This window comes from Blastocatellia bacterium (assembly GCA_025054955.1).
In the GTDB taxonomy this organism is placed as follows: domain Bacteria; phylum Acidobacteriota; class Blastocatellia; order HR10; family J050; genus JANWZE01.
This window is the reverse complement of sequence record JANWZE010000108.1, coordinates 19,696-43,704: the sequence shown is the minus strand read 5'-3', so window position 1 is coordinate 43,704 and position 24,009 is coordinate 19,696. Positions and strand designations below refer to the sequence as shown.

General features: G+C 56.8%; 23 protein-coding genes. 13 read left to right on the top strand and 10 right to left on the bottom strand.

What is annotated here, in order from left to right; all coding sequences use genetic code 11:
* The 13 genes from NZ823_13845 (at nucleotide 1) to NZ823_13785 (ending at nucleotide 13,639) form a co-directional block, all read left to right on the top strand.
* The gene (locus NZ823_13845) at nucleotides 1-132 is read left to right on the top strand and encodes a hypothetical protein (protein ID MCS6806208.1); all 132 of its coding nucleotides are present in this window, start codon (nucleotides 1-3) and stop codon (nucleotides 130-132) included.
* Nucleotides 133-431: 299 nt separating this feature from the next.
* Entirely contained in the window at nucleotides 432-1,598 is a 1,167-nt protein-coding gene (locus NZ823_13840; protein MCS6806207.1) for an acyl-CoA dehydrogenase family protein, read from the top strand.
* A gap of 98 nt (nucleotides 1,599-1,696) precedes the next feature.
* Entirely contained in the window at nucleotides 1,697-2,119 is a 423-nt protein-coding gene (locus NZ823_13835) for a MaoC family dehydratase (GenBank protein MCS6806206.1), read from the top strand.
* 39 nt (nucleotides 2,120-2,158) lie between these two features.
* Nucleotides 2,159-3,913 (top strand): alpha/beta fold hydrolase, encoded by a 1,755-nt coding sequence (locus NZ823_13830; protein ID MCS6806205.1) that lies wholly within the window; start codon nucleotides 2,159-2,161, stop codon nucleotides 3,911-3,913.
* A gap of 66 nt (nucleotides 3,914-3,979) precedes the next feature.
* Nucleotides 3,980-4,684, top strand: coding sequence for an HAD family hydrolase (locus NZ823_13825; GenBank protein MCS6806204.1), 705 nt, complete (start codon nucleotides 3,980-3,982; stop codon nucleotides 4,682-4,684).
* 137 nt (nucleotides 4,685-4,821) lie between these two features.
* Nucleotides 4,822-6,039 carry an iron-containing alcohol dehydrogenase gene (locus tag NZ823_13820; protein MCS6806203.1) on the top strand — a complete coding sequence of 406 codons (1,218 nt, stop codon included), beginning with the start codon at nucleotides 4,822-4,824 and terminating at the stop codon, nucleotides 6,037-6,039.
* A 106-nt stretch (nucleotides 6,040-6,145) separates the two neighbouring features.
* Nucleotides 6,146-7,624, top strand: a complete 1,479-nt coding sequence (locus tag NZ823_13815; protein MCS6806202.1) for a CoA-acylating methylmalonate-semialdehyde dehydrogenase — start codon at nucleotides 6,146-6,148, stop codon at nucleotides 7,622-7,624.
* A gap of 20 nt (nucleotides 7,625-7,644) precedes the next feature.
* Nucleotides 7,645-8,982, top strand: coding sequence for an ABC transporter substrate-binding protein (locus tag NZ823_13810; protein ID MCS6806201.1), 1,338 nt, complete (start codon nucleotides 7,645-7,647; stop codon nucleotides 8,980-8,982).
* Between the two features lie 8 nt (nucleotides 8,983-8,990).
* On the top strand, nucleotides 8,991-9,863 hold the full coding sequence (locus NZ823_13805; protein ID MCS6806200.1) for a sugar ABC transporter permease: 873 nt from the start codon (nucleotides 8,991-8,993) through the stop codon (nucleotides 9,861-9,863).
* Between the two features lie 31 nt (nucleotides 9,864-9,894).
* On the top strand, nucleotides 9,895-10,716 hold the full coding sequence (locus NZ823_13800; GenBank protein MCS6806199.1) for a carbohydrate ABC transporter permease: 822 nt from the start codon (nucleotides 9,895-9,897) through the stop codon (nucleotides 10,714-10,716).
* 5 nt (nucleotides 10,717-10,721) lie between these two features.
* On the top strand, nucleotides 10,722-11,810 hold the full coding sequence (locus NZ823_13795) for an ABC transporter ATP-binding protein (GenBank protein MCS6806198.1): 1,089 nt from the start codon (nucleotides 10,722-10,724) through the stop codon (nucleotides 11,808-11,810).
* 9 nt (nucleotides 11,811-11,819) lie between these two features.
* A complete protein-coding gene (locus tag NZ823_13790) occupies nucleotides 11,820-12,662 on the top strand; it encodes a sugar phosphate isomerase/epimerase (GenBank protein MCS6806197.1) in 843 nt (280 codons plus the stop codon).
* Complete coding sequence (locus NZ823_13785; protein MCS6806196.1) at nucleotides 12,659-13,639, top strand: Gfo/Idh/MocA family oxidoreductase; 981 nt, start codon at nucleotides 12,659-12,661, stop codon at nucleotides 13,637-13,639. Before NZ823_13790 ends, NZ823_13785 begins: the two co-directional genes overlap by 4 nt.
* 569 nt (nucleotides 13,640-14,208) lie before the next feature.
* Here the strand turns inward: NZ823_13785 and NZ823_13780 are convergent.
* The 10 genes from NZ823_13780 to NZ823_13735 all read right to left on the bottom strand — a co-directional run bounded on the left by NZ823_13780 (nucleotide 14,209) and on the right by NZ823_13735 (nucleotide 23,816).
* The gene (locus NZ823_13780; GenBank protein MCS6806195.1) at nucleotides 14,209-15,306 is read right to left on the bottom strand and encodes a calcium/sodium antiporter; all 1,098 of its coding nucleotides are present in this window, start codon (nucleotides 15,304-15,306) and stop codon (nucleotides 14,209-14,211) included.
* Nucleotides 15,307-15,331: 25 nt separating this feature from the next.
* On the bottom strand, nucleotides 15,332-16,888 hold the full coding sequence (locus NZ823_13775; protein MCS6806194.1) for an AbgT family transporter: 1,557 nt from the start codon (nucleotides 16,886-16,888) through the stop codon (nucleotides 15,332-15,334).
* Nucleotides 16,889-16,914: 26 nt separating this feature from the next.
* Entirely contained in the window at nucleotides 16,915-17,292 is a 378-nt protein-coding gene (mnhG, locus tag NZ823_13770; protein MCS6806193.1) for a monovalent cation/H(+) antiporter subunit G, read from the bottom strand.
* Nucleotides 17,289-17,558, bottom strand: a complete 270-nt coding sequence (locus NZ823_13765; GenBank protein ID MCS6806192.1) for a cation:proton antiporter — start codon at nucleotides 17,556-17,558, stop codon at nucleotides 17,289-17,291. Before NZ823_13765 ends, mnhG begins: the two co-directional genes overlap by 4 nt.
* A complete protein-coding gene (locus NZ823_13760; protein ID MCS6806191.1) occupies nucleotides 17,555-18,028 on the bottom strand; it encodes a Na+/H+ antiporter subunit E in 474 nt (157 codons plus the stop codon). The genes NZ823_13765 and NZ823_13760 overlap by 4 nt, the downstream gene beginning before the upstream one ends.
* A complete protein-coding gene (locus NZ823_13755; GenBank protein MCS6806190.1) occupies nucleotides 18,025-19,518 on the bottom strand; it encodes a Na+/H+ antiporter subunit D in 1,494 nt (497 codons plus the stop codon). The genes NZ823_13760 and NZ823_13755 overlap by 4 nt, the downstream gene beginning before the upstream one ends.
* A 109-nt stretch (nucleotides 19,519-19,627) precedes the next feature.
* A complete protein-coding gene (locus tag NZ823_13750; GenBank protein MCS6806189.1) occupies nucleotides 19,628-19,975 on the bottom strand; it encodes a Na+/H+ antiporter subunit C in 348 nt (115 codons plus the stop codon).
* Nucleotides 19,976-19,977: 2 nt separating this feature from the next.
* A complete protein-coding gene (locus NZ823_13745) occupies nucleotides 19,978-20,385 on the bottom strand; it encodes a Na+/H+ antiporter subunit B (protein ID MCS6806188.1) in 408 nt (135 codons plus the stop codon).
* Between the two features lie 19 nt (nucleotides 20,386-20,404).
* The gene (locus NZ823_13740) at nucleotides 20,405-21,520 is read right to left on the bottom strand and encodes a site-2 protease family protein (GenBank protein ID MCS6806187.1); all 1,116 of its coding nucleotides are present in this window, start codon (nucleotides 21,518-21,520) and stop codon (nucleotides 20,405-20,407) included.
* Nucleotides 21,510-23,816, bottom strand: coding sequence for a putative monovalent cation/H+ antiporter subunit A (locus tag NZ823_13735; protein ID MCS6806186.1), 2,307 nt, complete (start codon nucleotides 23,814-23,816; stop codon nucleotides 21,510-21,512). The genes NZ823_13740 and NZ823_13735 overlap by 11 nt, the downstream gene beginning before the upstream one ends.
* Nucleotides 23,817-24,009 lie beyond the last annotated feature (193 nt).

Below are 24,009 nucleotides of genomic sequence, written 5' to 3'. Positions count from 1 at the left end.
ATGAGTGAATCAAAGAAAGAACTGACAGCGTGGCAAAAGTCGGTTCAACTTGTCGGCGTTGTTGAGGCAACGATGAGTGATTTTCTTCCTCAAACAGGAGAAGACAGCAGAATTGATGATGCAGATAAGTGAGATTCAGCAGATGTTGAATGAATTGATGAATGCTTTATATTGATCACTGTGGACTGATCGTGGCGCACTGATCACTGTTCACTGATGGGGCACTGATCACTGTTCTCTGATCGTTATGCAGGAATTGGGCACTGATCGCTATGCAGGAGTTGAGCACGGATCACCATGCAGGAGTTGGGCACTGATCGCTGTCCACGACTCACTGTCCACTTGGCTACGTGTGGCTTTTTAGAAAAACGGGGGAAGTTGGGCACTGATCGCTGTCCACGACTCACTGTCCACTGTCCACTAATAATTTTATGGATTTCGCAATACCAGAAGAGTACATTCACTTTCGCAATTCAGTTTATCAATTCGCCAAGGATCGGATTGCGCCGCGCGCTGAAGAACTTGACCTGAAGGGTGAGTTTGGTTGGCAGAACTGGCGCGACATGGCTCAGATGGGGCTGCTTGGTTTGCCGTTCCCGGAAGAGTATGGTGGCAGCAATGCTTCGCCGCTGGCTACGTGTTTGGCGATGGAGGCGATGGCGCATGCTGGAGTTGATTCGGGAACAACGTTGTCGTGGGGAGCGCATACGATTTTATGCGGTGTGCCGATTTGGTTGTTGGGGACGGCTGAGCAAAAGCAGAAGTACCTGCCCAAGATTGCCTCTGGCGAGTGGATTGGCGGATTTGGTTTGACTGAGCCGGATGCTGGTTCTGATGCCGCCTCGCTCAAGACGACTGCCGTCAAGCAGGGAGACCGCTGGGTGCTGAACGGGTCGAAGATGTTCATCACCAACGGACCGATTGGCCACGTGTTTGTGGTGTTTGCTTCGACTGACAAAAGTCAGGGCAATAAAGGCATCAGCGCCTTCATCGTGGAGAAAGGCTTTCCCGGCTTCAGCGTCGGCAAGGAACTGAAGAAAATGGGCAATAGGACTTCGCCAACGTCAGAACTGGTGTTCGATAATTGCGAAGTGCCGGAAGAAAATTTGCTCGGCCCGCTGCATCGCGGCTTTCTTGCCGTCGGCAAAGAAACATTGGAGTGGGAGCGCAGTTGCATGATTGCGCCGATTGTCGGTGGGATGGAATTCCTGTTGGAGCAATGTGTCGAGTATGCCAAGAACCGGCGCCAATTCGGCCAGCCGATTGCCAACTTTCAGGCCATTCAGCATAAGTTGGCTGACATGAAAGTCGCGTTGGAAGCATCGCGGCTGCTGATTTATCGCGTCGCCTGGATGAAAGAGCGTGGCCAGTCGGCGATGCTCGAAGCTTCGATTGCCAAGCTATTCGTTACTGAGCAGATGTTGAAAGTGGCCAATGACGCGGTGCAAATTTTCGGCGGCTATGGCTATATCCATGAGTATCCGGTTGAGCGCGCCTACCGCGATGCCAAGTTAGGCACGCTCGGCGCGGGCACATCGGAAGTGCAGAAGATGGTTATTATCAGCGAGCTGTTAAAGCGTTATGTGAACCGCGTGTGAGTAAAGCACCGAGACCGCCCAGTTCATAGAGGATGCAAAAGAATCAGCGGCGCCTCACTTGCCTCGGTGATCTTTGTGATTCAGTTTGAGGAGAGCAGATGCAGCGAGGGAAAACGATTCATGAAATTGCAATCGGCGAGACGGCGTCGTTTGCCAAGACAATGTCTGAAACGGACGTCTATCTGTTTGCCGGCATCATTGGCGATTTGAATCCGCTTCACGTGAATGAACAGTATGCGCGGCAAACGCGTTTTGGCAGTCGCATTGTGCATGGCACGCTGACGGCGTCGTTAATTTCGTCGGTATTGGGGATGATGTTGCCCGGCTTGGGTACGATCTTGGTGGAACTCAAGCAGCGGTTCAAGCGGCCCGTCTACATTGGCGACACGATCACGGCGACGGTCGAAGCTATCGAAAAACACGAAGACCGCAACATCGTCGTCTTCAAGTGTACGTGGACCAATCAAGACGGTATAATCGTGAGCGAGGGCAGGGCAAAGGTGATGCCACCCGAAGAATGAATGTCAGCCCGGAATTTTCAAATTTGAGGAGGCTTAATCATGAAAGCGAACACAACGATTCTCATGCTAATCGTGCTTGGCGTAGCGCTGCTGTTGCCGGCGCGCCCACACGCCCAGGGAGGCGTTGAGGTCGGTCGTGAACGGCATGTTATTCCCGGCTATATGGAGCCGAACACACCGGGGGCGCCGGGCGTGACGATTGATCCGGCGCTGGCCGCCGCCATCAAAGACCCGGCCGCTTTTGAGCCGGACGGCTCGGTCAATTTGAACAAGGCAATCTATCTGCGGTTTTTCGATCGTAATCGCACGGCTCCTCCGGAGGCGATTATCATCCTGATTCCGGGTGTTGTGGCCGGCGCTAATAGTTTCAAGATTATCGGCTCGGAAATTGTGAAACTCTCCAATGGCCGATTCGAGGTGTGGGCTATTGATCGTCGTTCGAATTTGCTCGAAGACATCACGGGCATGATTGAAGCGGAAAACGTGGGCACAAGAGCGAGTGCCCTTGGCGCGGCCAATTACTACTTGAACCACCCGGCGGGCGCTGGCGGCTATATTGCTGCCAATCCGTTTTCGGTGAGCCGATTCATGGCCGAATGGGGATTGGATGTACACTTGCGTGACCTCAAGGTTGTGGTCGAGCGCGCGCGCACGGTGACATCGAACGTGTTCCTTGGTGGTCACTCACTCGGCGCGTTCTTGACGCAGATGTTTGCCGGTTACAACTTCGAGGGAACGGCGGGCTTTCAGTTGATCAAAGGCATTATCTTGATAGATGGAACGACAGCGCCGGGCGCGCCCAGCGCCAGTGCGCGGCCGATTTCTGACGAGACGTATTTGAATGGCGGTCCAGGGCCGCTGGGCGTTGTGGCTGGCATCAATCAGTTGCGAAATCCAACGCGACGATTTGATCCGGCCACGCCGAATCAAGCTGGTCACGAGCCGTTCCTGGTGACGCCATTCCGCCCAGTGCTGTTTCAACTGGCTGAAATTGGCGCGTTGTTAGCCTTGGTTGATCCGGATGGCCCGGCGGTGTTGCGACAATTTGTGCCTGAATTAGTGCCCGTGCCGATGACGAATGCAGCGGCATTAGCGCATAATCTGGACGATGAGTTTCAAGAGAATCCGACTGTGCGATTTTCCATCGGCGCGCCGGTCATTCCGGCGGGTGGAAACTTAGATACGGTTGTGACGCGGGTGACGCCTGATCCGGCTGGGTCCAATCCCAATGGTCTCTGGCGCATGAGAGACCTGAGCCCGCAGTTGCAGCGGTGGAATCCAACCAAAGACCTATCCGGTCTTGGCGCAGCCATTCGCTCACCATTTGATCCGTCGGACTTCAACACCGTGATGCGGGCCTTCTTGACTGGCGAGGGCAACGGCACAGCCACCCTCAATGATGTCAACTTCATCGAATGGTACTTCGTCAATCGCATGGTACTGGATATATTCGAGGCGATTGATCTGGTGCCGCCATCGCCGGCTGTGGCTGCTGCTCAGCGGCTCAATGGAGGCAATCCGGTGACGTTGAGTGAGAACCGCCGCGTCAATGTTCCAGCGTTGGCTATTCGCGCGACCGAAGGGATTATTCAGGGCACCGGCGGGCTCAGCGGCAATCTGGCGTTTGTCATCTATCGGAACACGACGAGCATTCCCGGCAATGCGTTTTTGATTCGGGAGATGAACAATTACTCGCACAGCGATGTGTTGACCTCGCTCGAGAAACGTTCACGTGAAGGCCGGAACGTGCCTGAGTTCGTCGTCGAGTTTGTGCAGAGCTATCGCACGCCCTAATCTTGGCCAGCGCTGCCACAGTCTCGGCGATGATGTTGGAATCCAGGAAAGGGCGACCATGAACGGATGCTGAGTGTCAAATGTGGCTGTGGCTTCGGCGATGTGTTGAATCCAGTGAAAGGGCGACCGATTCAAGCTGTTCTCTTTGATCTGGACGGAACGCTGATTGACGCGCTCGAACGATTGGCCGTCAGTTTCTATCATGCGTTCCGTCAGTTAAACATTGCTGAACCTGATGAACAAACCTTTTGGCGTGCTTTCGCCGATTACCAGATGGGGCGGCTCGTGCCAGTCCATCTGCGAGACCGTTTCTTTTCACTGATGCTCCAGCATTACGGGAACTATGCCGGAGAGGTGAGACTGATTCCCGGCGCGATTGAGACGCTCCAATTTTGCCACCAACAGGGCTATGGCATGGCAGTCATTACCAGTCGGCTGAGCTCGCCTGAGCAGGTGCGAGCCGAGTTGGCCAGGGCTGGCATTGATGGCTACATCCCTGTCATCAAGACGCATCAGCATGTTCCTATCTCGTCGGTCTTGGCCAAAGAGCAGCGGCTTCTTGAAGCCGTGCAGGAATTAGGCGCAGCACCGGAGCGCAGTCTCTACATCGGCGATCTGCCTGAAGATGTCAGCAGCGCACGCCGGGCCGGACTTGGCCTCAGCGTAGCGGTGTTAACCGGTGGCATTAAGCGAGAGATACTGGCCAATCGTCAGCCGGACATCATTTTGAATTCTGTGAGCGAATTGCCAGGGTATCTTCGTGGCTCGTGATTCGTGGCTCGTGGTTCGTGATTCGTGGCTGGTGGCTCGCAAGTTGAATCACAGATCACGGACGCCGGATCACAGATCACGAATCACGGATCACAATCACGGATCACAATCACGGACCCACAAATCACGAGGAGTTTATGGGATTCATAACGAAAAACGTGCCGTTTCATCAAACCGATATGTCATCATACTTGCCCACACAGATCAAATTCGGTTTGGGCAAAGTAGAGAAGTTGGGCATTGAATTGCAGATTGAGCCAGATTTGGCCGATCGTCATCATGTCATCATAGTAACTGACCAAGGGATTCTTGCCGCCGGCTTGCTTGACAAAGTGAAAGCTGGATTGGTTGATTCGCCGTATGAGGTAAGGGCTGTCTTCGATACTGTGCCGTCCGATTCTGATATGGAGACGGTTGAACGGTTGACACAACTGATCCGCGATCATGGCGCTGATTTGATCATTGCGCTCGGTGGCGGCAGCGTGATGGATACGGCCAAAGCCGGCTCGTTGATGGCCACGTATGGCGGCGAGGTTCGCCAGTATGAAGGTGGTTTCATGGTGCCGGGGCCGTGCATCCCGGTGGTCGCCATTCCCACGACGACCGGCACAGGCAGCGAGGTTTCGATGGGCGCGATCATCAAGGACCGCGAGGCCAAAGTGAAAATCACTATTGCGAGTCCGTTTCTCTTTCCGCGCATGGCGGTGCTTGATCCTGAGATGGTCAGAACGTTGCCGCCCAAGCTGGTTGCTTGGACGGGCATGGACGCGCTCACCCATGCCGTTGAGTCATACGTCTCGGATTTGCATGAGCCGATTTCGGAAGCGTTGGCTTTCCGCGTTGTTGAGATGATCTTCGACAATTTACCCTTGGCAGTCTTTGAGCCTGACAACATTGATGCGCGTGCGAAGATGCAGATGGCAGCAACGATGGCCGGATTGGCGTTCTGCAATGCGGCGCTTGGCGCCACGCATCCGATTGCGCATGCTGTTGGCGGTATGTTTGGCGTGCACCATGGACTGAGCAATGCTGTTGCTTTGCCTGTCGTGATGGAGTTTAACTTGCCAGTGTGCCCCGAACGGTACGCCACACTGGCTCGCGCGATGGGCGTGAGTCGCACGGATTTGTCCGACCACGAGTTGGGAGAATTGGCGATTGAGCATGTCCGCGAGTTACGGCGGCTGTTGGGCATCCCGGCGCGATATAGCGAGCTGGGCGTGCCGACCGATGATGCGACCATCCAGGCGCTCGCTGAAGCAGCAATGAACGATCCGTTGCTCGCCTTCAATCCGCGCAAGATGGAATTAGAAGAGATGATCACACTGGTGGCCAAGGCCGTCAGGAATGGTCGCTGACCGATTGCTGCTATTGCTCTCGTTGGTTCATGGCAAACATTGCTAGTTCATTCATCAATCATTTCAAACGTGCCCGTTCTGTGGCGCGATTTAGGGGGAAACGATGATGGCAACGAATGAGCGATTGCCGAATTACATCAATGGTCAATGGATTCACTCAACGGCCAATGAAGCAGTAGACGTCTACAATCCAGCGACCGGTGAGCGCATTGCGCGAACGCCGCTCAGCACACAAGCGGACGTGGCAGCAGCCGTAGCGGCAGCGGCAGCCGCGTTTCCGCAATGGCGCCGCACGCCGCCCTCGGAGCGGGTTCAATATCTATTCAAGCTCAAGCAGATGTTTGAAGACCGCCTTGAGGAACTGGCACGGCTCATCACCATGGAGAACGGTAAGACCATTATTGAATCGCGAGCCGAGCTGCGTCGAGCGATTGAAAATATCGAGGTGGCTTGTGGCATTCCCACGCTGATGCAAGGGTACAATTTGGAAGATGTCGCTTCCGGCATTGATGAGATCATGATCCGTCAGCCGCTTGGAGTCGTGGCGGCGGTCACGCCGTTCAATTTTCCGGTGATGGTTCCGTTTTGGTTTATCCCGTATGCGGTGGCCTGTGGCAATACGTTTGTGGCTAAGCCATCGGAGCGGGTGCCACTCTCCATACAGCGCGCGTTTGAGTTGATGGATGAAGTTGGTTTGCCGCCAGGCGTGGTCAATTTGGTTCATGGCGCGCGCGCGGCTGTGGATGCGTTGCTTGAGCATCCAGATGTGCGGGCTATCAGTTTTGTCGGTTCGACGCCAGTTGCCCGATACATCTACGCGCAGGCTGCGGCCAACGGCAAGCGCGTGCAATGTCAAGGTGGGGCGAAGAATCACGTTCTGATTTTGCCCGATGCAGACATGCAGATGACCACGCAGATCGTCAGTGATAGCGCCTTTGGTTGCGCTGGGCAACGGTGCTTGGCGGTGTCGGTGGCCGTGACTGTCGCGGAGGCGCGGCAGACGTTTACCGACGCCATCGTTCAGATGGCCAACGCGATCAATGTCGGGTACGGCTTGGATGAAGCGGTGCAGATGGGCCCGGTCATCACCCGCGAGAGCAAGGCGCGCATCGAAGGCCTAATTGCCAAGAGCGTGGCCGAAGGCGCGCGCGTGATCCTCGATGGCCGGCATCCGCACATCCCACGCTATGAGCAAGGGAATTTCATCAAACCGACGATCCTGGAGAATGTGTCTCCGGAAGGAGAAGTCTGGCGCACGGAAATCTTCGGGCCGGTGCTCAGCCTCATTCACGCCGACTCGATTGATGAAGCGATCGAGATTTTGTCGCGTAGTCCGTATGGGAATGCCGCCTCTATCTTCACCAGCAGCGGCGCCGCTGCGCGCAAGTTTCGCTATGAAGCGCCGGCTGGCAATATCGGCGTCAACATCGGTGTGGCCGCGCCGATGGCGTACTTTCCGTTTAGCGGTTGGAAAGATAGTTTCCTGGGCGTGCTGCATGGGCAGGGCCGCGATGGCGTCGAATTTTACACGGAGAAGAAAGTTGTCATCGAGCGGTGGCCAAAGCAGTGGTCGCGGAAATTTTGAAGAGAACGCGGATGACGCGGATGAAGCGGATCAGCGCGGGTGAGCTATCGGCCAGCATTCGCCACAGTGGTGTGATGCGTGTGCGATCGTTCGTGATGAAAATTTCTCTTGCTTTGTTGACGATGGCGGCGCTGCTTGGCGCAAGCATGGCATGCCATGAAAACCCTGGCCGAACTGGTCTCACCATCGCTGTGAATGCCGGCGTCGAAGGCGATGCGCTCAGGGCTGCTGCCAACGATTACCAAGCTCAACACGGCGTCGCCATCACCATCGCCGAGTTTCCCTATGCCAACCTGTTTGAGAAAATACTGATTGATCTGACCAGTCGCACCGGCGCGTATGACCTGATCATGCTCGATGATCCGTGGTTTCCCCGGTTTGCTTCAATTGAGCAGGCGCTTACCCCTTTGATGCCGTTGTATCAGGAGCGGGGACTCAGCGGTCCGGACGACGATTTTGTTAGCACGTCGCTAGCCTTGTGTCGTCATCCATACGAGACCGGCACACTGTACGCGCTGCCCTACGTGGGCAATTCGCAGCTTTACTTTTACCGCAAAGACTTGTTTGACAAACACGGCCTCAAACCGCCCGAACGGTGGGATGATGTCCTGGCTGCCGCGCGTGTGATCCAGGAACGGGAAAACATCTACGGCTATGTGATGCGGGCTGCGCAAGGCAACGCCGTGGTGGCTGACTTCATGCCGTTGTTTTGGGCGTTTGGCGCTGAGATGTTTGATGCGGCAGGACGGCCGACGGTCAACAGCGCAGAAGCCGTTGCCGCGCTGAAATTCATGTTGCAGTTGGGCGAGTACGCGCCGCCCGGTTACGTCAATTTCAATGCCGATGAGGTGTCCAATCATTTGCTGCAAGGGACGGCCGCGCAAAGTATCAACTGGCCGGCGTGGTTATCGGCGTTCCGTGATCCGGCGCGCTCAAAGGTGATTGGTCGAATCGAAGTGACCACCGTGCCGGGGCAGGTGAGACCTGGACAAGCTGAGATTGGGAATTGGCTGTTGGCGATTCCAGCGGCATCGCGTCAGCGGGCGGCCGCATTCGATTTTCTTCTGTGGGTGACTGCCCCTGAGCAAATGCGTAAGTCCGCCTGGCGCGGCAATCCGCCGACGCGCATCAGTGTGTTCAATGATCCCCAGTTGCAGGCCGCGTTTCCGACCTATCCTGTTCAGTTGAAGTCGCTCCAGACGTCGCGTCCGCGTCCACGCACGCCGTTGTGGAATGAGATTGAGAACGCATTTGGCATCTTCCTCTCCAAAGCCAACAGCAGGGAGTTGTCGCCTGAGGATGCGTTGAATCAAGCCAATGAAGAAATCGGTCGCATCCTGGCGCGCAGCAAGCTGTGATTGATGTGATGAGCAGCCGTGACAGACTCATCGAGCGCGCATTGCCCTACTTGCTGATTGCGCCGGCCATCCTGGTGCTGCTGTTGCTGACCCTTTATCCACTGATCTATGCCGTCAAAGTCAGTCTGCAAACGGCCGACGGCGCGTGGACAACGGCGCACTTTGCCCGGCTGGTGGAAGATCGTTTTTTCAGAACGGCGCTCTGGCAAACGCTGATCTATGCCGCCGTCGCGCTCGTTAGCGAATTTCTATTGGGACTTGGGTTGGCGTTGCTGCTAGAGAGCCGGCTCCGCGCGCGCCATCTGTTTCGTTCATTGCTGTTGGTTCCGATGATGTTGCCGACAGTGGTGGTGGGTGTTGTCTGGCGGCTGCTCTACAATCCTCAGTTCGGCGCGATCAATGGCACATTGGCCCGGTGGGGGATTGACACGTCGAACTTCACCTGGGTGGCCAGCCCGACATGGGCGCTGCCATCGGTCATACTAGTGGACATCTGGCAGTGGACGCCGTTCATGTTTCTCATTTTGCTCGCCGGATTGCAGGCGATTCCCCAAGAACCCTACGAGGCGGCCATGCTCGATGGCGCATCGGCGTGGCAAACGTTTTGGCATATCACGTGGCCGCTGTTAAGACCGGCTGTCTTAGTTGCGTTGTTGTTGCGCACGATGGACCTGCTGCGCGTGTTTGATCAAATTTTCATCCTGACGCAAGGTGGGCCTGGCTTTGCCACAGAAACAGTGAGTCTGTACATTTACAAAACAGCATTTCGCTTTTTCGATATGGGGTATGCCGCCGCCATGTCGTTTGTGCTGCTGATGCTGACCACCCTCGTCAGTCTCGGATTCATGCGGTTGATCGGGCGACAGAGGGCGAGCGGATGAGAAAAGCAAGGATGGAGCGACGAGAAACCCGATGAAGGACATTGCCAAGTATGCAGCGTTGGCCGTGGCCGTGAGCGCCGCGCTGTTGCCGGTGTATTGGTTGGTAACAATTTCACTGAAGACGGAGGCGGAGCAATTCGCGGTGCCGCCGCCGTGGGTCTCATTCGAGCTGACGTGGCAACATTATCATGACATATTGATTCAGCGTCCATTCGGGCGCTACTTGCTCACGAGCGCGGTAGTGGCGGTCGTATCAACCGCTTTGGCGCTGCTGCTGGGCACCTGGGCAGCCTATAGTCTGGCGCGATTGAGCATCAATAAACGCTTGCGCGAGCACGTCTCTTTGTGGATGATTTCCACCCGTATGTTTCCACCGATCGTCACCATCATTCCGTTGTTCATGCTGATGCGTGGACTCGGCTTGTTGAATACCATGCCGGCGTTGATTATCGTTTATACCGGACTGAATCTGCCATTTGTGGTGTGGATGATGCGCGGTTTTTTTGAGGAAGTGCCGCATGAGTTAGAGGAAGCGGCGCTCGTAGATGGTGATTCGCGATTAGGCGCGTTACGGCGCGTGTTGTTGCCGTTGGTGGCGCCTGGTTTGGCGGCGACGGCTGTGTTTTGTTTGATGACCTGTTGGAACGAATTCCTATTCGCGTTGATTCTGACGCAGACTGACAGGGCGATGACGTTGCCAGTTGGGATTGCCGGTCAGGTGACGCAGTACGAGATCAAGTGGGGCGCGATGAGCGCCGCGGCGGTGGTGGCGATGGTTCCGATGTTCGTGTTTGCGCTGGCTGTTCAGCGATACCTCGTTCGCGGTTTGTCATTGGGCGCGGTCAAAGGATAGCAGCGATGAAGCAGGCTCAGGCGAGCGTTAAGTTTGATGCTGTCACCAAACGATATGGGTCGGTGGTGGCAGTTGATCAACTCACGTTGCAGGTGGAGCCGGGCGAGTTTGTCGTGTTGCTGGGGCCGTCCGGCTGCGGCAAGACAACAACGCTGCGAATAGTTGCCGGCTTGGAGGAGATGAGTGGCGGACGCCTCTATATCGGCGAGACCTGTGTCAACGGCATCCAGCCGCGTCATCGGGATGTGGCGATGGTCTTTCAGAGTTACGCGCTCTATCCACACATGACGGTGGAAGAGAACATTGCCTATCCGCTGCGGGTACGCCGTATGAACCATCAGGAGATTCGCCGACGCGTGAATCACGTGGCCGAACTGCTCGGCATTGCTGATGCGCTCAGGCGAAGACCTAGGGAATTATCCGGCGGCCAGCGCCAGCGCGTCGCACTGGCTCGCGCGATGGTACGCGAACCGCGTGTTTATTTGATGGACGAGCCGCTCTCCAATCTGGATGCCCAACTGCGCGTGCAGATGCGCGGTGAGTTGAAGCGGTGGCAGTACGAATTGGGCACGACGACCCTCTACGTCACACATGACCAGGCTGAGGCGATGACGCTGGCTCATCGCATTGCAATCATCAAGGACGGACGGCTGCAGCAGTTTGATACGCCGTTGAACATCTATGAGCGCCCGGTCAATCAATTCGTCGCCGGCTTCGTGGGCAGTCCGAGTATGAATTTTCTTCGTGGCCGGATTGACGTAGCCGGAGGCAAGTTCGTCAGTGCCCATCTGAGCGTCCCGCTTCCATCGTCTCTGTTGACGCGCCGGCTGGAGCAACAGCCCGTCGTCCTGGGCGTACGTCCCGAAGATGTGCATTTGACGGCGCACCCGCGTGAAGGCGCCATTCCCGCGACGGTCTATGTGAGCGAGGTGATGGGAAACGAAACGGTGGTCGTGGTCAAAGTCGGCGCTGAGCAGATCATAGCGCGGACGCAACCTGACGTGCGATGGGAGATCGAAACGCCCGTCTGGGTGTCATTCAACGAGCGCAAGCAACACTGGTTTGACGCCGCATCCGGCGAGCGGATCACTTGAGGAGGGCTTATGCAATTAGCATTGAATGGAGCGACAACCATGAAAGCTGATTTGTTGACTGACATTCGCGCCGCTCATCATGCTGGGTTTGATCTACTCGAAATTTGGGCGAGCAAGCTGCGCGATTACTTGAAAAACCATAGTACGCAACAGCTCAGGCGCGAACTGGAACGGCATCACCTGCGAGCCTACAGCATTAATTCTATTGAGCAAATTACCTTCCGTTCATCGGATGCGCACGTGGCGTTGCTCGCTGAGTGCGAACAGTTGTGCCACATCGCGCAGGAGATCGGTTGCGAACACATCGTGGTCGTTCCCAGTCCTCGACCTGCCGGCGTCAGCGATGAAGAAGTCATCACCGAATCAGTGCTGGTGTTGCACGACTTGAGCGATGTAGCCGCTCGCTATGGGGTGAAACTGGCGTTCGAGTTTCTCGGATTTGCCGAGTGCAGCGTGCGAACGCTGGATGCGTCCCTTGAGGTGGTCAGCCGTTTAGCGCGGCCTGATGTTGGCCTCGTGCTTGATAGCTTTCATTTCTATGTAGGTGGTTCCAGACTTGAATCGGTCGCTCGGCTCAGGCCGGAGCAGCTTTTCATTTTTCACATCAATGGCGCGGAAGACCGCCCACGGGACCAACTGCGCGACGCTCACCGACTGCTGCCCGACGAAGGGATTTTGCCGCTGAAAGAGCTTTGGTCAGCGTTGCAGGCGATTGGTTACAACAAGATGGCGAGCGTTGAGATTTTTCGCCCGGAGTACTGGGAGCGCGACCCCATCGAGCTGGCCGTTGCGGCTAAACGCGCAGCAGAACGGGCGCTGGGACTCAATTCACATCAGATGGAGCCGCAATGACTGCGATCAAAATTGGGATTGTCGGCGCGGGCTACATCGGCAACGTGCATGCCAAAATCCTATCGCGTGACGAGCGGGTGCGCCTCACCGCCGTATATGATCTTGTGCCGGAACGCGCACAGGCCTGCGCCGATGCCTATGGCGCGCGTGCTGTGCAGAGCGTTGAAGCGCTGATCGAGATGGTGGATGCAGTCTATGTCACGACGCCAAACACGCAGCACGTGGACATAGCGCTCAAAGCGATAGCCGCTCGGCGACATGTGTTCTGTGAAAAACCGTTGGCTACCTCACTTGATGAAGCTCGCTGCCTGCTCCAAGCGAGTCGGCAGCATCGGCAAGTGTTTCAGGTCGGCCACAACCGACGGTTTGCGCCGGTTTATCAGCATGTCAAAAGATTGATCGGTCAAGCCCCACTGCGACCTCATTCCGTGCATGCCAAAATGAATCGCGGCGAACTCCTCAATCCTGCATGGACGGGCGATCCATCGGTCACTGGTGGGTATCTCTACGAAACGCCGGTTCATATATTTGATATGCTGCGTTGGTTGTTTGGCGACGTCGAGAGCATGATCGTCCATGCAACGTCTCACGAGTACCCGGAGATGGACGATTTTTCACTGCTGCTTCGTTTCCGTAGCGGCTTGCATGCCACGCTGGCGACAGCGGCTGACGCAAGTTGGCATTTTCCGTTCGAGCGGCTGGAAGTCTTCTGCCATCATGCTACGATTGAAACGCAGCAGATGGAGCGCGTGCTGTACACCGCGAGCCTTGACGCGCAAACCATCACTCACGGCTTTGAGCATCTGGATAAAGAAGAACGTTGGGGCTACATCCAGGAAGACCGTGCATTCGTGGATGCCATCATCGGCGGCCACGAAGCGCCGGTGACGGCGCTAGATGGCTACAAGGCGGTCGAACTCGTAGATGCGTGCTATCGGGCGGCTCGCACCGGCGAGCGTGTCCAGCTCGCAGCCTGATTCATGATCGCTTCCTCGTCGGGTTCGATCGTCACCTGAGGATGTTCTCAGGCATTGTACCAATTGTGAAGGGAAAGACCACGTTCTTTGTAGGGGCATCGTTGTATGGAGGCCTGGTGACGTGTGGTGTTTTTTGTGTTATGGCGACGCACGTTTGTAGGGGCATCGTTGTATGGAGGCCTGCTGACGTGTGGTGTTTTTGAATCGAGCGAGCTTCAAGCAGTGGCGGTAGCCGCCGCCACATAGAGTCGCTTCAGCGGAGGCGGCAGACGTTCGTTTGCGCCGGAGGCGCAAGCAGAAGGTAGCCAGACGTGAAACGTCTGGAAGCGCGTTATCCCCCAATCTATTGCGCCCTGGAGGGGCGCCAGCCGTTCTCCATCGGCCGGTTCATGCTGATGACTAGCAGGCCGCTGGCGCAGCTCGACGGCTGACCAACCGTCATGATGGTGTCATACAAATGCGTACAGAACATCGGAGACGGTTTTGCTTGAGACGTTCTGTTGCTGCTCTGCATGTCACTTCGTCGAACATGGTTTTCTCTGGACTATTGGTATTACATCTGAGCGCCGTCATTCGGTTGATGGCTTTCGATGTTGCTGGTGTAGCGCCCGCGCTGCCAGGATCAGCAACGTGACGGCGGTCAACGGCACAACGAACACCATCATGATGCGATTGAACGTGGGAAGCATCGCATGCTGCATCGCGCCGAGGATCAAGTAGAGCGTGTAGGCAATGTAGTAGCCGAGAAACAACGCTCCTTCCCAACGCGCAATCGCATGGCCGGTGAAGAAAATGGGCAGGCAGGCAACAGCGACGGCGATCATCACCGGCATATCGAAGTGGAGCGCCGCCGGCGCCACAGCGACACCGTCGGGCGCAACCACGCTGGCCGCGCCAAGAATTGCCAGCAGGTTATAGATATTGCTGCCGACGACATTGCCAACGGCAATATCCCGTTCATCACGGATCGCTGCCATCACAGAGGTCGCCACTTCAGGCAATGACGTGCCGGCCGCCACAATGGTCAGCCCGATGATCAGATCGCTCACCCCTAATGCTTTGGCCATTGCGGCGGCGCTGTCCACCAGCCAGTTCGAGCCCACCACTAACGCGGTGAGTCCGATGATGACCAGACCCACTTGAACGGCCCAGTGCCCCTCTTCGCTTTGAGCCTCGCCGAATTCCTGCGCATATTCCTCTTTGATCTGTTGTGATTCCCGGCGACTCTGTCGAATGAGGAAAACGATGTAGCTCACAATGCCGGCCAACAGCAGTGCCCCCTCTAGCCGACTCAACTTGCCATCCAGTGAGATTAGATACACGAAAATAGAAATCCCGATCATCAGCGGCACGTCCAATCGAACGAGGCGTTGATGAACCGCCAGCGGCGTGATCAGCGCTGAGACACCCAGGATCAGAAGGATGTTGAAAATGTTACTGCCCACTACATTCCCCACACCGATGTTAGCCTGACCAGCAAGCGCCGCTTTCACACTTACGGCTAATTCGGGCGAACTCGTGCCAAACGCCACAACGGTGAGTCCAATCACCAGTGGAGAGACGCCGACAGCAGCCGCCAGCCGCGAAGCCCCTCGCACCAGCCATTCGGCGCCGATTGTCAATACAGCAAGTCCTGCAATGAAAAGGAGAATGGTCATGAGGTTCATGGAGTTTTTTCCTGTATGCTGGCGTCTAGGTGGTTTTCAGATACAATTCGGCGCCCGGTCCCACCGGCAGGCCAGCGGCTATCCACAGCGTGAACATGATCGTCCAGACAATCAAGAACGTGATTGAGTAAGGCAGCATGGTGGCAATGACCGTGCCGATGCCGGCGCTTTTGTCGTAGCGTTGCACAAAGGCGATAATCAACGCGAAGTATGACATCATCGGAGAAATCACGTTGGTCACACTGTCACCGATGCGGTAGGCGGCCTGCGTCAATTCCGGCGTGTAACCGAGCAGCATGAACATCGGCACGAAGACCGGCGCCATGATCGCCCATTTGGCCGATGCGCTGCCCATGATCATGTTGATGCTGGCTGAAACCAGAATGAAGCCGATCATCAATGGGATATCGCCCAAGCCAGATGCGCGCAGAATCTCAGCGCCTTTGATGGCCGTGATGATGCCCAGATTCGTCCAGTTGAAGAAGGCGACGAATTGCGCAGCGAAGAAGACGAGCACCAGATAGGCGCCGAGTGTCTCCATGGATTTGGCCATCGCCTTCATCACGTCGCTATCGCTGCGAATGGTACGCGCGCCAATACCGTAAGCCAGTCCGGCCAGCACGCCGCCGAAAAAGATCAGCGTGACGATGCCAGACATGAACGGTGAATGCAGCAAACTGCCCGTCTTGGCATCTCGAAGGAACCCGCCAGCGGGAACCGTGCCCCACAATAAGATGGCTGTTAGCAGCAACAGCGTGACCATCGCCCACTTGAGTCCTTGTCGTTCTTCCGGCGTCAGTGGTTGCATCTCTGCTGCTTTCTCGTCGCCGGTATATGCGCCCAGTCGTGGCACGATGACTTTCTCGGTGATCCACGTGCCGGCCAGGGCGATGACGAATGTTGATGCTGCCATGAAGTAATAATTGCATGCCGGATTGACTTGATATGCCGGGTTGACGATGCGAGCCGCCTCCTGCGAAAGGCCGGCCAGCAGCGGGTCTACCGTGCCCAGCAACAAATTGGCGCTGTAGCCGCCTGACACGCCCGCAAACGCGGCAGCCAGTCCGGCCACGGGATGTCGCCCGACGGCTAAGAAGATGACCGCAGCCAGCGGGACGAGCAAGACGTACCCAACTTCACTGGCCGCGTTGGACATCACGCCAGCGAAGACAATGACGAATGTGAGCAAGCGCCTCGGCGCTGACAACACGAGCAGCCGCAACGCCGCAGCAATCAACCCGCTACCTTCAGCCACACCGATGCCCAACAGCGCCACCAACACCGTGCCCAGCGGCGCGAAGTTGGTGAAGTTAGTGACCGTCGAGGTCAAGATGCGGTGTAGCCCTTCGACGCTCATCAGATTGACTACTGAAACAGGTTGCTTCGTTCCGGGGTGGGTCACTGTCAGGTTGAAGCTGGCGGCAACTGCTGATGCTACCATCACAATCAGCGCCAAGAGAGCAAACAACGTTGCCGGATGCGGCAGCGCATTGCCAGCTCGCTCGATGACGCTGAGAAATCGAGCCAACCAATTCGTCTTCGTCACTTCCTTTTGCTTGCGCGACTGTACAGTTTTTTCCATGCGTGTGTCCTTTGCCAGGTGATCATTCAAGAATGAGGTTCAGGCTCATCAGCGCCGGCCAGCTCATGCGTCTGCACATTGTAGCGTCCGCGCAGCTCATCTACGACCGTGGTACTGGCGAGCGGGACGCCGATGAAGTAAGCAGCGCGGCCAATCATGTGCGCGGCAACCGGCGCGGTCAAAAAAATGAATGCGATTGTCGTCAGCGCGCGTGTCGTGATGCTCAGTTCGTCGAAGAACACAGCGACGGCCAGCAGCAGGCAACCGGCGCCAAGTGTGGCTGCCTTGGACGTAGCTGAAGAGCGGGTGAACACGTCCGGCAGCCGCACAATCCCGATGCCGGCCATGAGCATGACCAACGCGCCGACCACCATCAAGACGCCGCTGAGCACCTGTTGCCTCATCGCCGGCTCCATTCCACGTAGCGGGCAAAAGCCACCGTTCCCAGAAATGAGAGCAAAGCCACCACAATCGCCACGTCTAAATAAACTGGTTGTCCCGTGGCGATGCTATAGACGGCCATGATACCGATGCCGAACGTCGCCATCAGGTCAAGCGCCACAATCCGATCAGGCAAACTCGGCCCGCGCATCAGCCGCACAAACGCCAACAACACGGCCACGGTTAACACCGGCAACACAACATGCAGCGCCAGCGTGGATAAGCTCATTGAAAAACCTCCTGAATACGTCGTTCAAATCCCTCTTTGATGTCGCGCCGAACTTGGTCGGCATTATCCAGGTCAATCACGTGAACATACAGCACGCGACGGTCTGTGGAGACGTCCAGCGTGAGCGTCCCTGGCGTGAGCGTGATCATGTTGGCCAGCAGGGCAATCTCCACATCGGAGGTCACATCAAGCGGCACCGCGACGATGCCCGGCGTCAAATGTTTCAGCGGCGAGAGCACGTGGATGGCCACTTTCAGATTGGCCAGCAGCAATTCCCTCAAGAAAAAAGCTATTAGCCCGATCACGCGCGGCAGCTTCACGAAATAATTGGATGCCCCCATGATCCGTCGCGCCGGCCACAGCACAGCCGAGCCAAGCGCAAACCCAACCACCACGTTCAATGGCGTGAAGTGACCGGTCAACGCCGCCCATGCCAGGGCCAACAGGATGTTCAGCACAAACATAGCTATCGCGTTTTCCCCAGCACCGCCTCAGTGTATTGCGCAGGATTCATCAATTGCTCAGCGGCACGCCACGATAGTACGAAGACTGGCTCTGCGACAAGCCCAATCAGTACCGTTAACCCCGCAAGCGCGCCAATGGGAAGCAGCAGCGTCAATGACGCAGGCTCAGCCGCTGTGCGCTGGCCGTTGTTGGCTGATGGTTTCCAAAACGCTTCAGCCCAAATTTTGGTCATTGAAAAGAGCGTCAACAGACTCACGGCCAACGCTGTCGCCACGATCACGTATTGCTCACTTTCCAGACCGGCTCTGACCAACACGAATTTAGCCCAGAAGCCAGACAGCGGCGGAATGCCAGCCAGTGACGACGCCGGAATGAGAAACAGCAACGCCAGCAACGGCGCAGCCTGATAAAGTCCGCCAAGCTGCGCCAGCAGGTAGGTTCCTCGCAGTCTGTGCATGACGCCGCTAATCAAAAACAGGTTTGTCTTCACGATGATGTGATGGATGAGGTAGAACACGGACCCGGCCAATGCCATCGGCGTTAGCAGGCCCAGCCCCATGATCATGTAGCCGATTTGACTGACAATGTGAAACGAAAGGATGCGCCGAACCTCACGTTGTGCGGCAGCGCCCAGCACGCCCGTCACCATCGTCAAGCCGGCGATGACGAGAATCACGCTGTGCGTATAGCCGACATCCTGCACAAACAACAACGTGAAGACGCGAATCAACGCATAGACGCCAACTTTCGTCAGCAGGCCGGCAAAGATCGCTGAGATGGCAACAGGTGGCGTGTGATAGGAAGCTGGCAGCCAGGTGAAGAAAGGAAACACCGCTGCTTTGATCCCAAACGAGATCAAAAACAAGATGGCCAGCGTCGTCGCCAGTCCGGGCGACGACACCGTGTTCAATTGTCGAGCCAGGTCGGCCATGTTCAGTGTGCCGACCGCGCCATACAGGATGCCGATAGCCGCCAGGAACAGCGCCGACGACATCAGGTTCAGCGTGACATATTTGATCGCGCCTTCAAGCTGCGCGCGCTCGCCGCCCAACGTCATCAACACAAAGGAGGCGATCAACATCACTTCAAACCAGACATACAGATTGAAGATGTCGCCCGTGAGAAACGAACCGCAAACGCCCATCAACAAGATGTGCAACAGCCAGTGATAGCCGAATGATTCGCGTCGCGCGTCTATGCTGACCAGCGAATAGACAACGACGACAAGACCCACCAGCCCGGCCAGTACAACCATCGTCGCGCTCAGCAGATCAGCCACCAGCGTGATGCCAAACGGAGCGGGCCAATTTCCTATCTGCGAGACGTGAATGCCATGCCGCCAGACTGATGAGAGCAATCCGAGCGATGAGCCGAGCAGCGCCGTCGCTCCCACTACGCTGAGGAATCGTTGGGCGCGCCGATAGCGCCAGCTCAACAACAGCGCCGTCGCTGTCGCCAGCGGAATCAGCAGAGGCAGCGTCAACAACAGGTTCATCGGCGTGTGCTCATCCTCACAGATTTCAAAGTGCTGATCGGTTGTTCATAACTTCATGCAGAGACGCCTGCCGGTTCCGAGCCTGATTGAGCTGAGCGGGCGCCTCGGCTCATGTGTCCGTCGTGTTCATCTGATCGAGGTCGTCTGTCCCGATCACTTGATGAGCGCGTTTCAGGAGCACGATGGCGAATGCTTGCACGCCAAAGCCTATGACGATCGCCGTCAACACCAGCGCCTGCGGCACAGGGTCAGCGAATGGCGCGACCAGCGTCGTTTGGTCGGGCGGCACAATCGGTGATTGCCCGCGCGTCAACCGGCTGACGGTGAAGATCAACAAGTTGGCCGCGTGTCCGAGCAGCACTAAGCCCAGAATCAATTTGACCATGCTCCGCCGCATCATCAAGTAAAGGCCGGCTCCGTAGAGTCCGCCAATGACGAGCGCCAACAACGTTTCCATCGTTACTCCTCAGCCAGCGTGAAGATGATCGTCATGGTGACGCCGAGCACGACCAAATAAACGCCAACGTCAAACAACAACGGCGTTCCCACTTTGCCCAGCAGCGGCACCGGCTGGGCGTACCATCGTCCGGTCATAAACGGGTATCCGCTCAAAAGTCCAAGCAAGCCGCTACCCGTCGCGGTGAGCAATCCTATCCCGATGAGCGCGCCCCACCGCAATCGAATCGCTCGGCGCACCTCGGCGGTTCCTTGCGCAATGGCATAGAGCGATAAAGCGGCGGCTGCTACGAGTCCGCCAACAAATCCACCGCCCGGTTGGTTGTGTCCACGAATCAGCAAAAAGATGGAGAACAACAACAGCAACGGTAGCAGGTAGTAGGTCGCTGTGGAGAGAATCAGTGATTTCATGAGCGACGATCCTCCGGGGTTATATGCCTAATTCAGCCCGCGTGCGAATGTAGTGCAAGACGTGTTCGCGTGAGAGCACGCCGACGATTTGGTCATCCTCAACGACGGGGACTTGGGCGACGTTGGCGTCGTCCATCGTTTGGAGAGCGGTTTGCAGCTCCATGTTCGGCGTGATGCGTGTCAACCGATCCCACGGCACCATCACCTGTTCGGCTGATGTTTGGCTCCACTGCGCCCTGGGCACGCGGGTGACTTCGCGAAGCGTGACCATGCCGCGCGGCCGGCCGGCCTCCGCGACAAAGAAATATCGCTGCCCGCTGCCCATCACATGGTCTTCGACGAGTTGATCGAGCAACGTTTGACCGCTCACCTGCGGATAGCCGGGCGCCATGACACGGGCTACACGAACGCCGCGTAGCACCTGCTGAAGGTTGACAGCCGCATACGTGGCTGCTGCCGCATTCTGCAAGAACCAGCCAATGAAGGCTAACCACAGACCTTCAAACAAGCCGCCTCGAAACATCGTGAACATGCCCCAGCCGATGAACCCAAAGGCGATGACTTGACCGCTGAATGAAGCGATTTGCGTGGCGCGTTGCAGGCTGCCGGTGAAATGCCAGAGAATCGCTCGCAGCACGCGACCGCCATCCAGCGGGAATCCGGGGATCATGTTAAACACGGCCAGGATGAAATTGATTCGCGCCAGCCACAGGCTCGGCGCAGCCAGATAGACGATGGCTTGATCAAGTTGGTACAGCAGAGCAAACAGACCGGCCAGTGCCAGACTGGTCAACGGCCCGGCAATCGAGATGCGGAACTCCGACGCCGGCGTGCGCGGCTCTTGGCCAAGTTGCGCCACGCCACCGAAGAGGAAGAGCGTGATGGCACGAACTGGCAGTCCGTCGCGCAAGGCAAAGTAGGTGTGTCCCAGTTCGTGAATCAGCACCGAGGCGAAGAATAGCACGCTGGTAATCGCTCCTAACACCCAATAAGCTGGCGGAGGCAGTCCCGGATGTTCTCGCGGGAAAAAACCGAGCGCCAGCGACCAGGTCACCAGTCCAAAGATCAAAAACCAACTCCAGTGCAATCCAATCGGAATACCCCAGATGCGACCCAGATGTAAGCTAGCTGTCATAGTCCGATGACTCCTTGGCAGTCTCCAATCGCAGCCGGAGCAGAGCGTAAACACCGATAGCGGCGACAGCCAGCACGGTGATCTCGCCCAACGTGTCCAAACTGCGAAAATCCACCAGTATGACATTCACGACATTGCGTCCATGTGCCAGCAACAAGCTGTTCTGGGCGAAGTACTCTGTCAATGGCGCTGGCCGCCAGACGCCGCTGGCTGCCACGACGAGCATGGTCATCAATCCGCCTGCGGCTAATGCGACCACGGCGTCGCGAACCCGCGCTGCCGAACTAGACAACGCAGCTAACCGTGGCAGCCGATAAAGCACCAACACGAAGAGAATAACAGCCAGCGTTTCGATGGTGAATTGTGTGATTGCGAGGTCTGGCGCGCCAAACAGCATGAAAATCACGGCCACGCCATAGCCAATCACGCCCAGCGCAGCCACCGCAACCAACCGAGACGAAGCCCGCACAACCATCACAGTCGCCGTCAGTATCATGATCGCAATCATCCATTCATGAGCGCGAATGTCTGACCAGCCGCTCTGCTGGTTCAATTCCACGCGATCTATCAGTGTGTATCCACCTAAACCGACAGTCGTGACAATCAGCATTAGCAGATAGAATCGCAGGTAGCCGGTTTGCACAGCGCGCGTCTGAACGCGAGCGACCGCGTTCAGCAGATCGAGGCTCAGCTTGTAGACGTTGGCGCCGGTGAACATCCGCGGCCAGGGCATGCGCCGCATCTGATGGCGCACGGCAAACACCACCAGGCCACAAACAACGGTCTGCACGCTCAAGGCGAGCACCGGATTGATGCCGTGCCATAACGCGAGTTTGATTTCGGTTGGCTCACCGCGGACCGCGCCAGCCGCCGGCGACAGAAGCGCCTGACCAAGGACATCAGGCAGTAACCCCAGAATAAAACTCAACCCGGCCAGTATCACCGGCCCAAGCCAGAGTGAGAATGGCGCTTCATGTGGCTGGTTCGGTGTCTTCGCCGCTGAACCGAGAAATGGACGAATGCCGACGGTGATGGCGACGGCCACGATCCAGATGTTGGCGATGACGCCTGCCAGCGTGATGAGCCAGCCGGCCTGTGGCGCTTGCAGCTTGGCTTCGTAGATCAGTTCTTTGCTGATGAACCCCAGCATGGGGGGCAATCCAGCCATCGAGAGCGCCGCTAGCATGCCGGCCACAGCCGTGATCGGCATCATCAGCCGCAAGCCGCCCAGTTGCCTGACATCCCGCGTTCCTGTTTCATGATCCACAGCGCCGGCGATCAAAAACAGCGCGCCCTTATACAGCGCGTGAACCACCAGAAAGACCATCGCTGCTTTGATCGAAAGTATCGTGCCCAGTCCCAGCAGCAGCATCAACATGCCCAGCGCGCTGACTGTTGAATAGGCAAGCAACTGTTTCATATCATGCTGCCGCAGCGCGATGATTGCGCCAACCAGCATCGTCATGGCGCCGGCCAACGTAACAGCGTAGTGCCAATCATCAGTGCCGCCCAGCGCCGGATGGAGCCGCGCCAGCAGATAGACGCCCGCTTTCACCATCGTGGCCGAATGCAAGTAGCTGCTCACGGGCGTCGGCGCTTCCATCGCTGCCGGCAACCAGAAATGAAAGGGAAATTGCGCTGATTTGGTGAACGCGCCAATCAAGATCAGGAGGAGGATCGGTTGATACAATGAATGTGAACGGATTGCCTCGCCTCGACCGAGCAGCACGGAAAGTTCCCAACTGCCGCCAACGTGGCCAAGCAAGACCAGTCCGGCCAGCAACGCCAGACCACCCAGGCCGGTCACCAACAGGGCTTGCAAGGCCGCTGCGCGCGCCGCTTCACGTTCGTGATCAAATCCGATCAACAGGTAGGAGCTGACGCTGGTCAGTTCCCAGAAGACAAACAACGTGATCACATTGTCGGCCAGCACCACGCCTAGCATGGACGCCATGAACATCAGTATGTAGGCGTAGAATCGGCCAAGGTGTGGATGCCCCTTCAGGTATGCACCGGCATAGATCAGCACCAACGCGCCAATGCCGCTAATCAGCAGGGCGAACAGCAGACTGAGTCCATCCAAGTGAAACGACAAATTGATACCGAGACTCGGAAGCCACCGATCCGATGTAACCAGTGTTGTACCGTCGGTCAGCGGTCCGAGGAACTGCGCAAAGTAAATCACCAGCCCCACTGGCAAGACGGCTAATAACCAGCCTGAGGCAGCTCGCCCAATGCGCTGCCACCAGGGCGCTGTCAACGATACAACAAATCCTGAGAGGACGGCTTCCAGCATGATTGTCTCTCACCAGCAGAACCACGACTTCAAGCCCATCTTCTGCCCGCGTGATATTATGCTATAAAAACCTCGGCATCAACTGCTCGGTTGTAATTTGTTCCGTGCGATGCGCGTCAACACGTTGACAAGCGCATTACAGTGGTTTTCAGATGGATGTTCAGGATCAAATGCCCGTCGGTGGCGGGCAGAA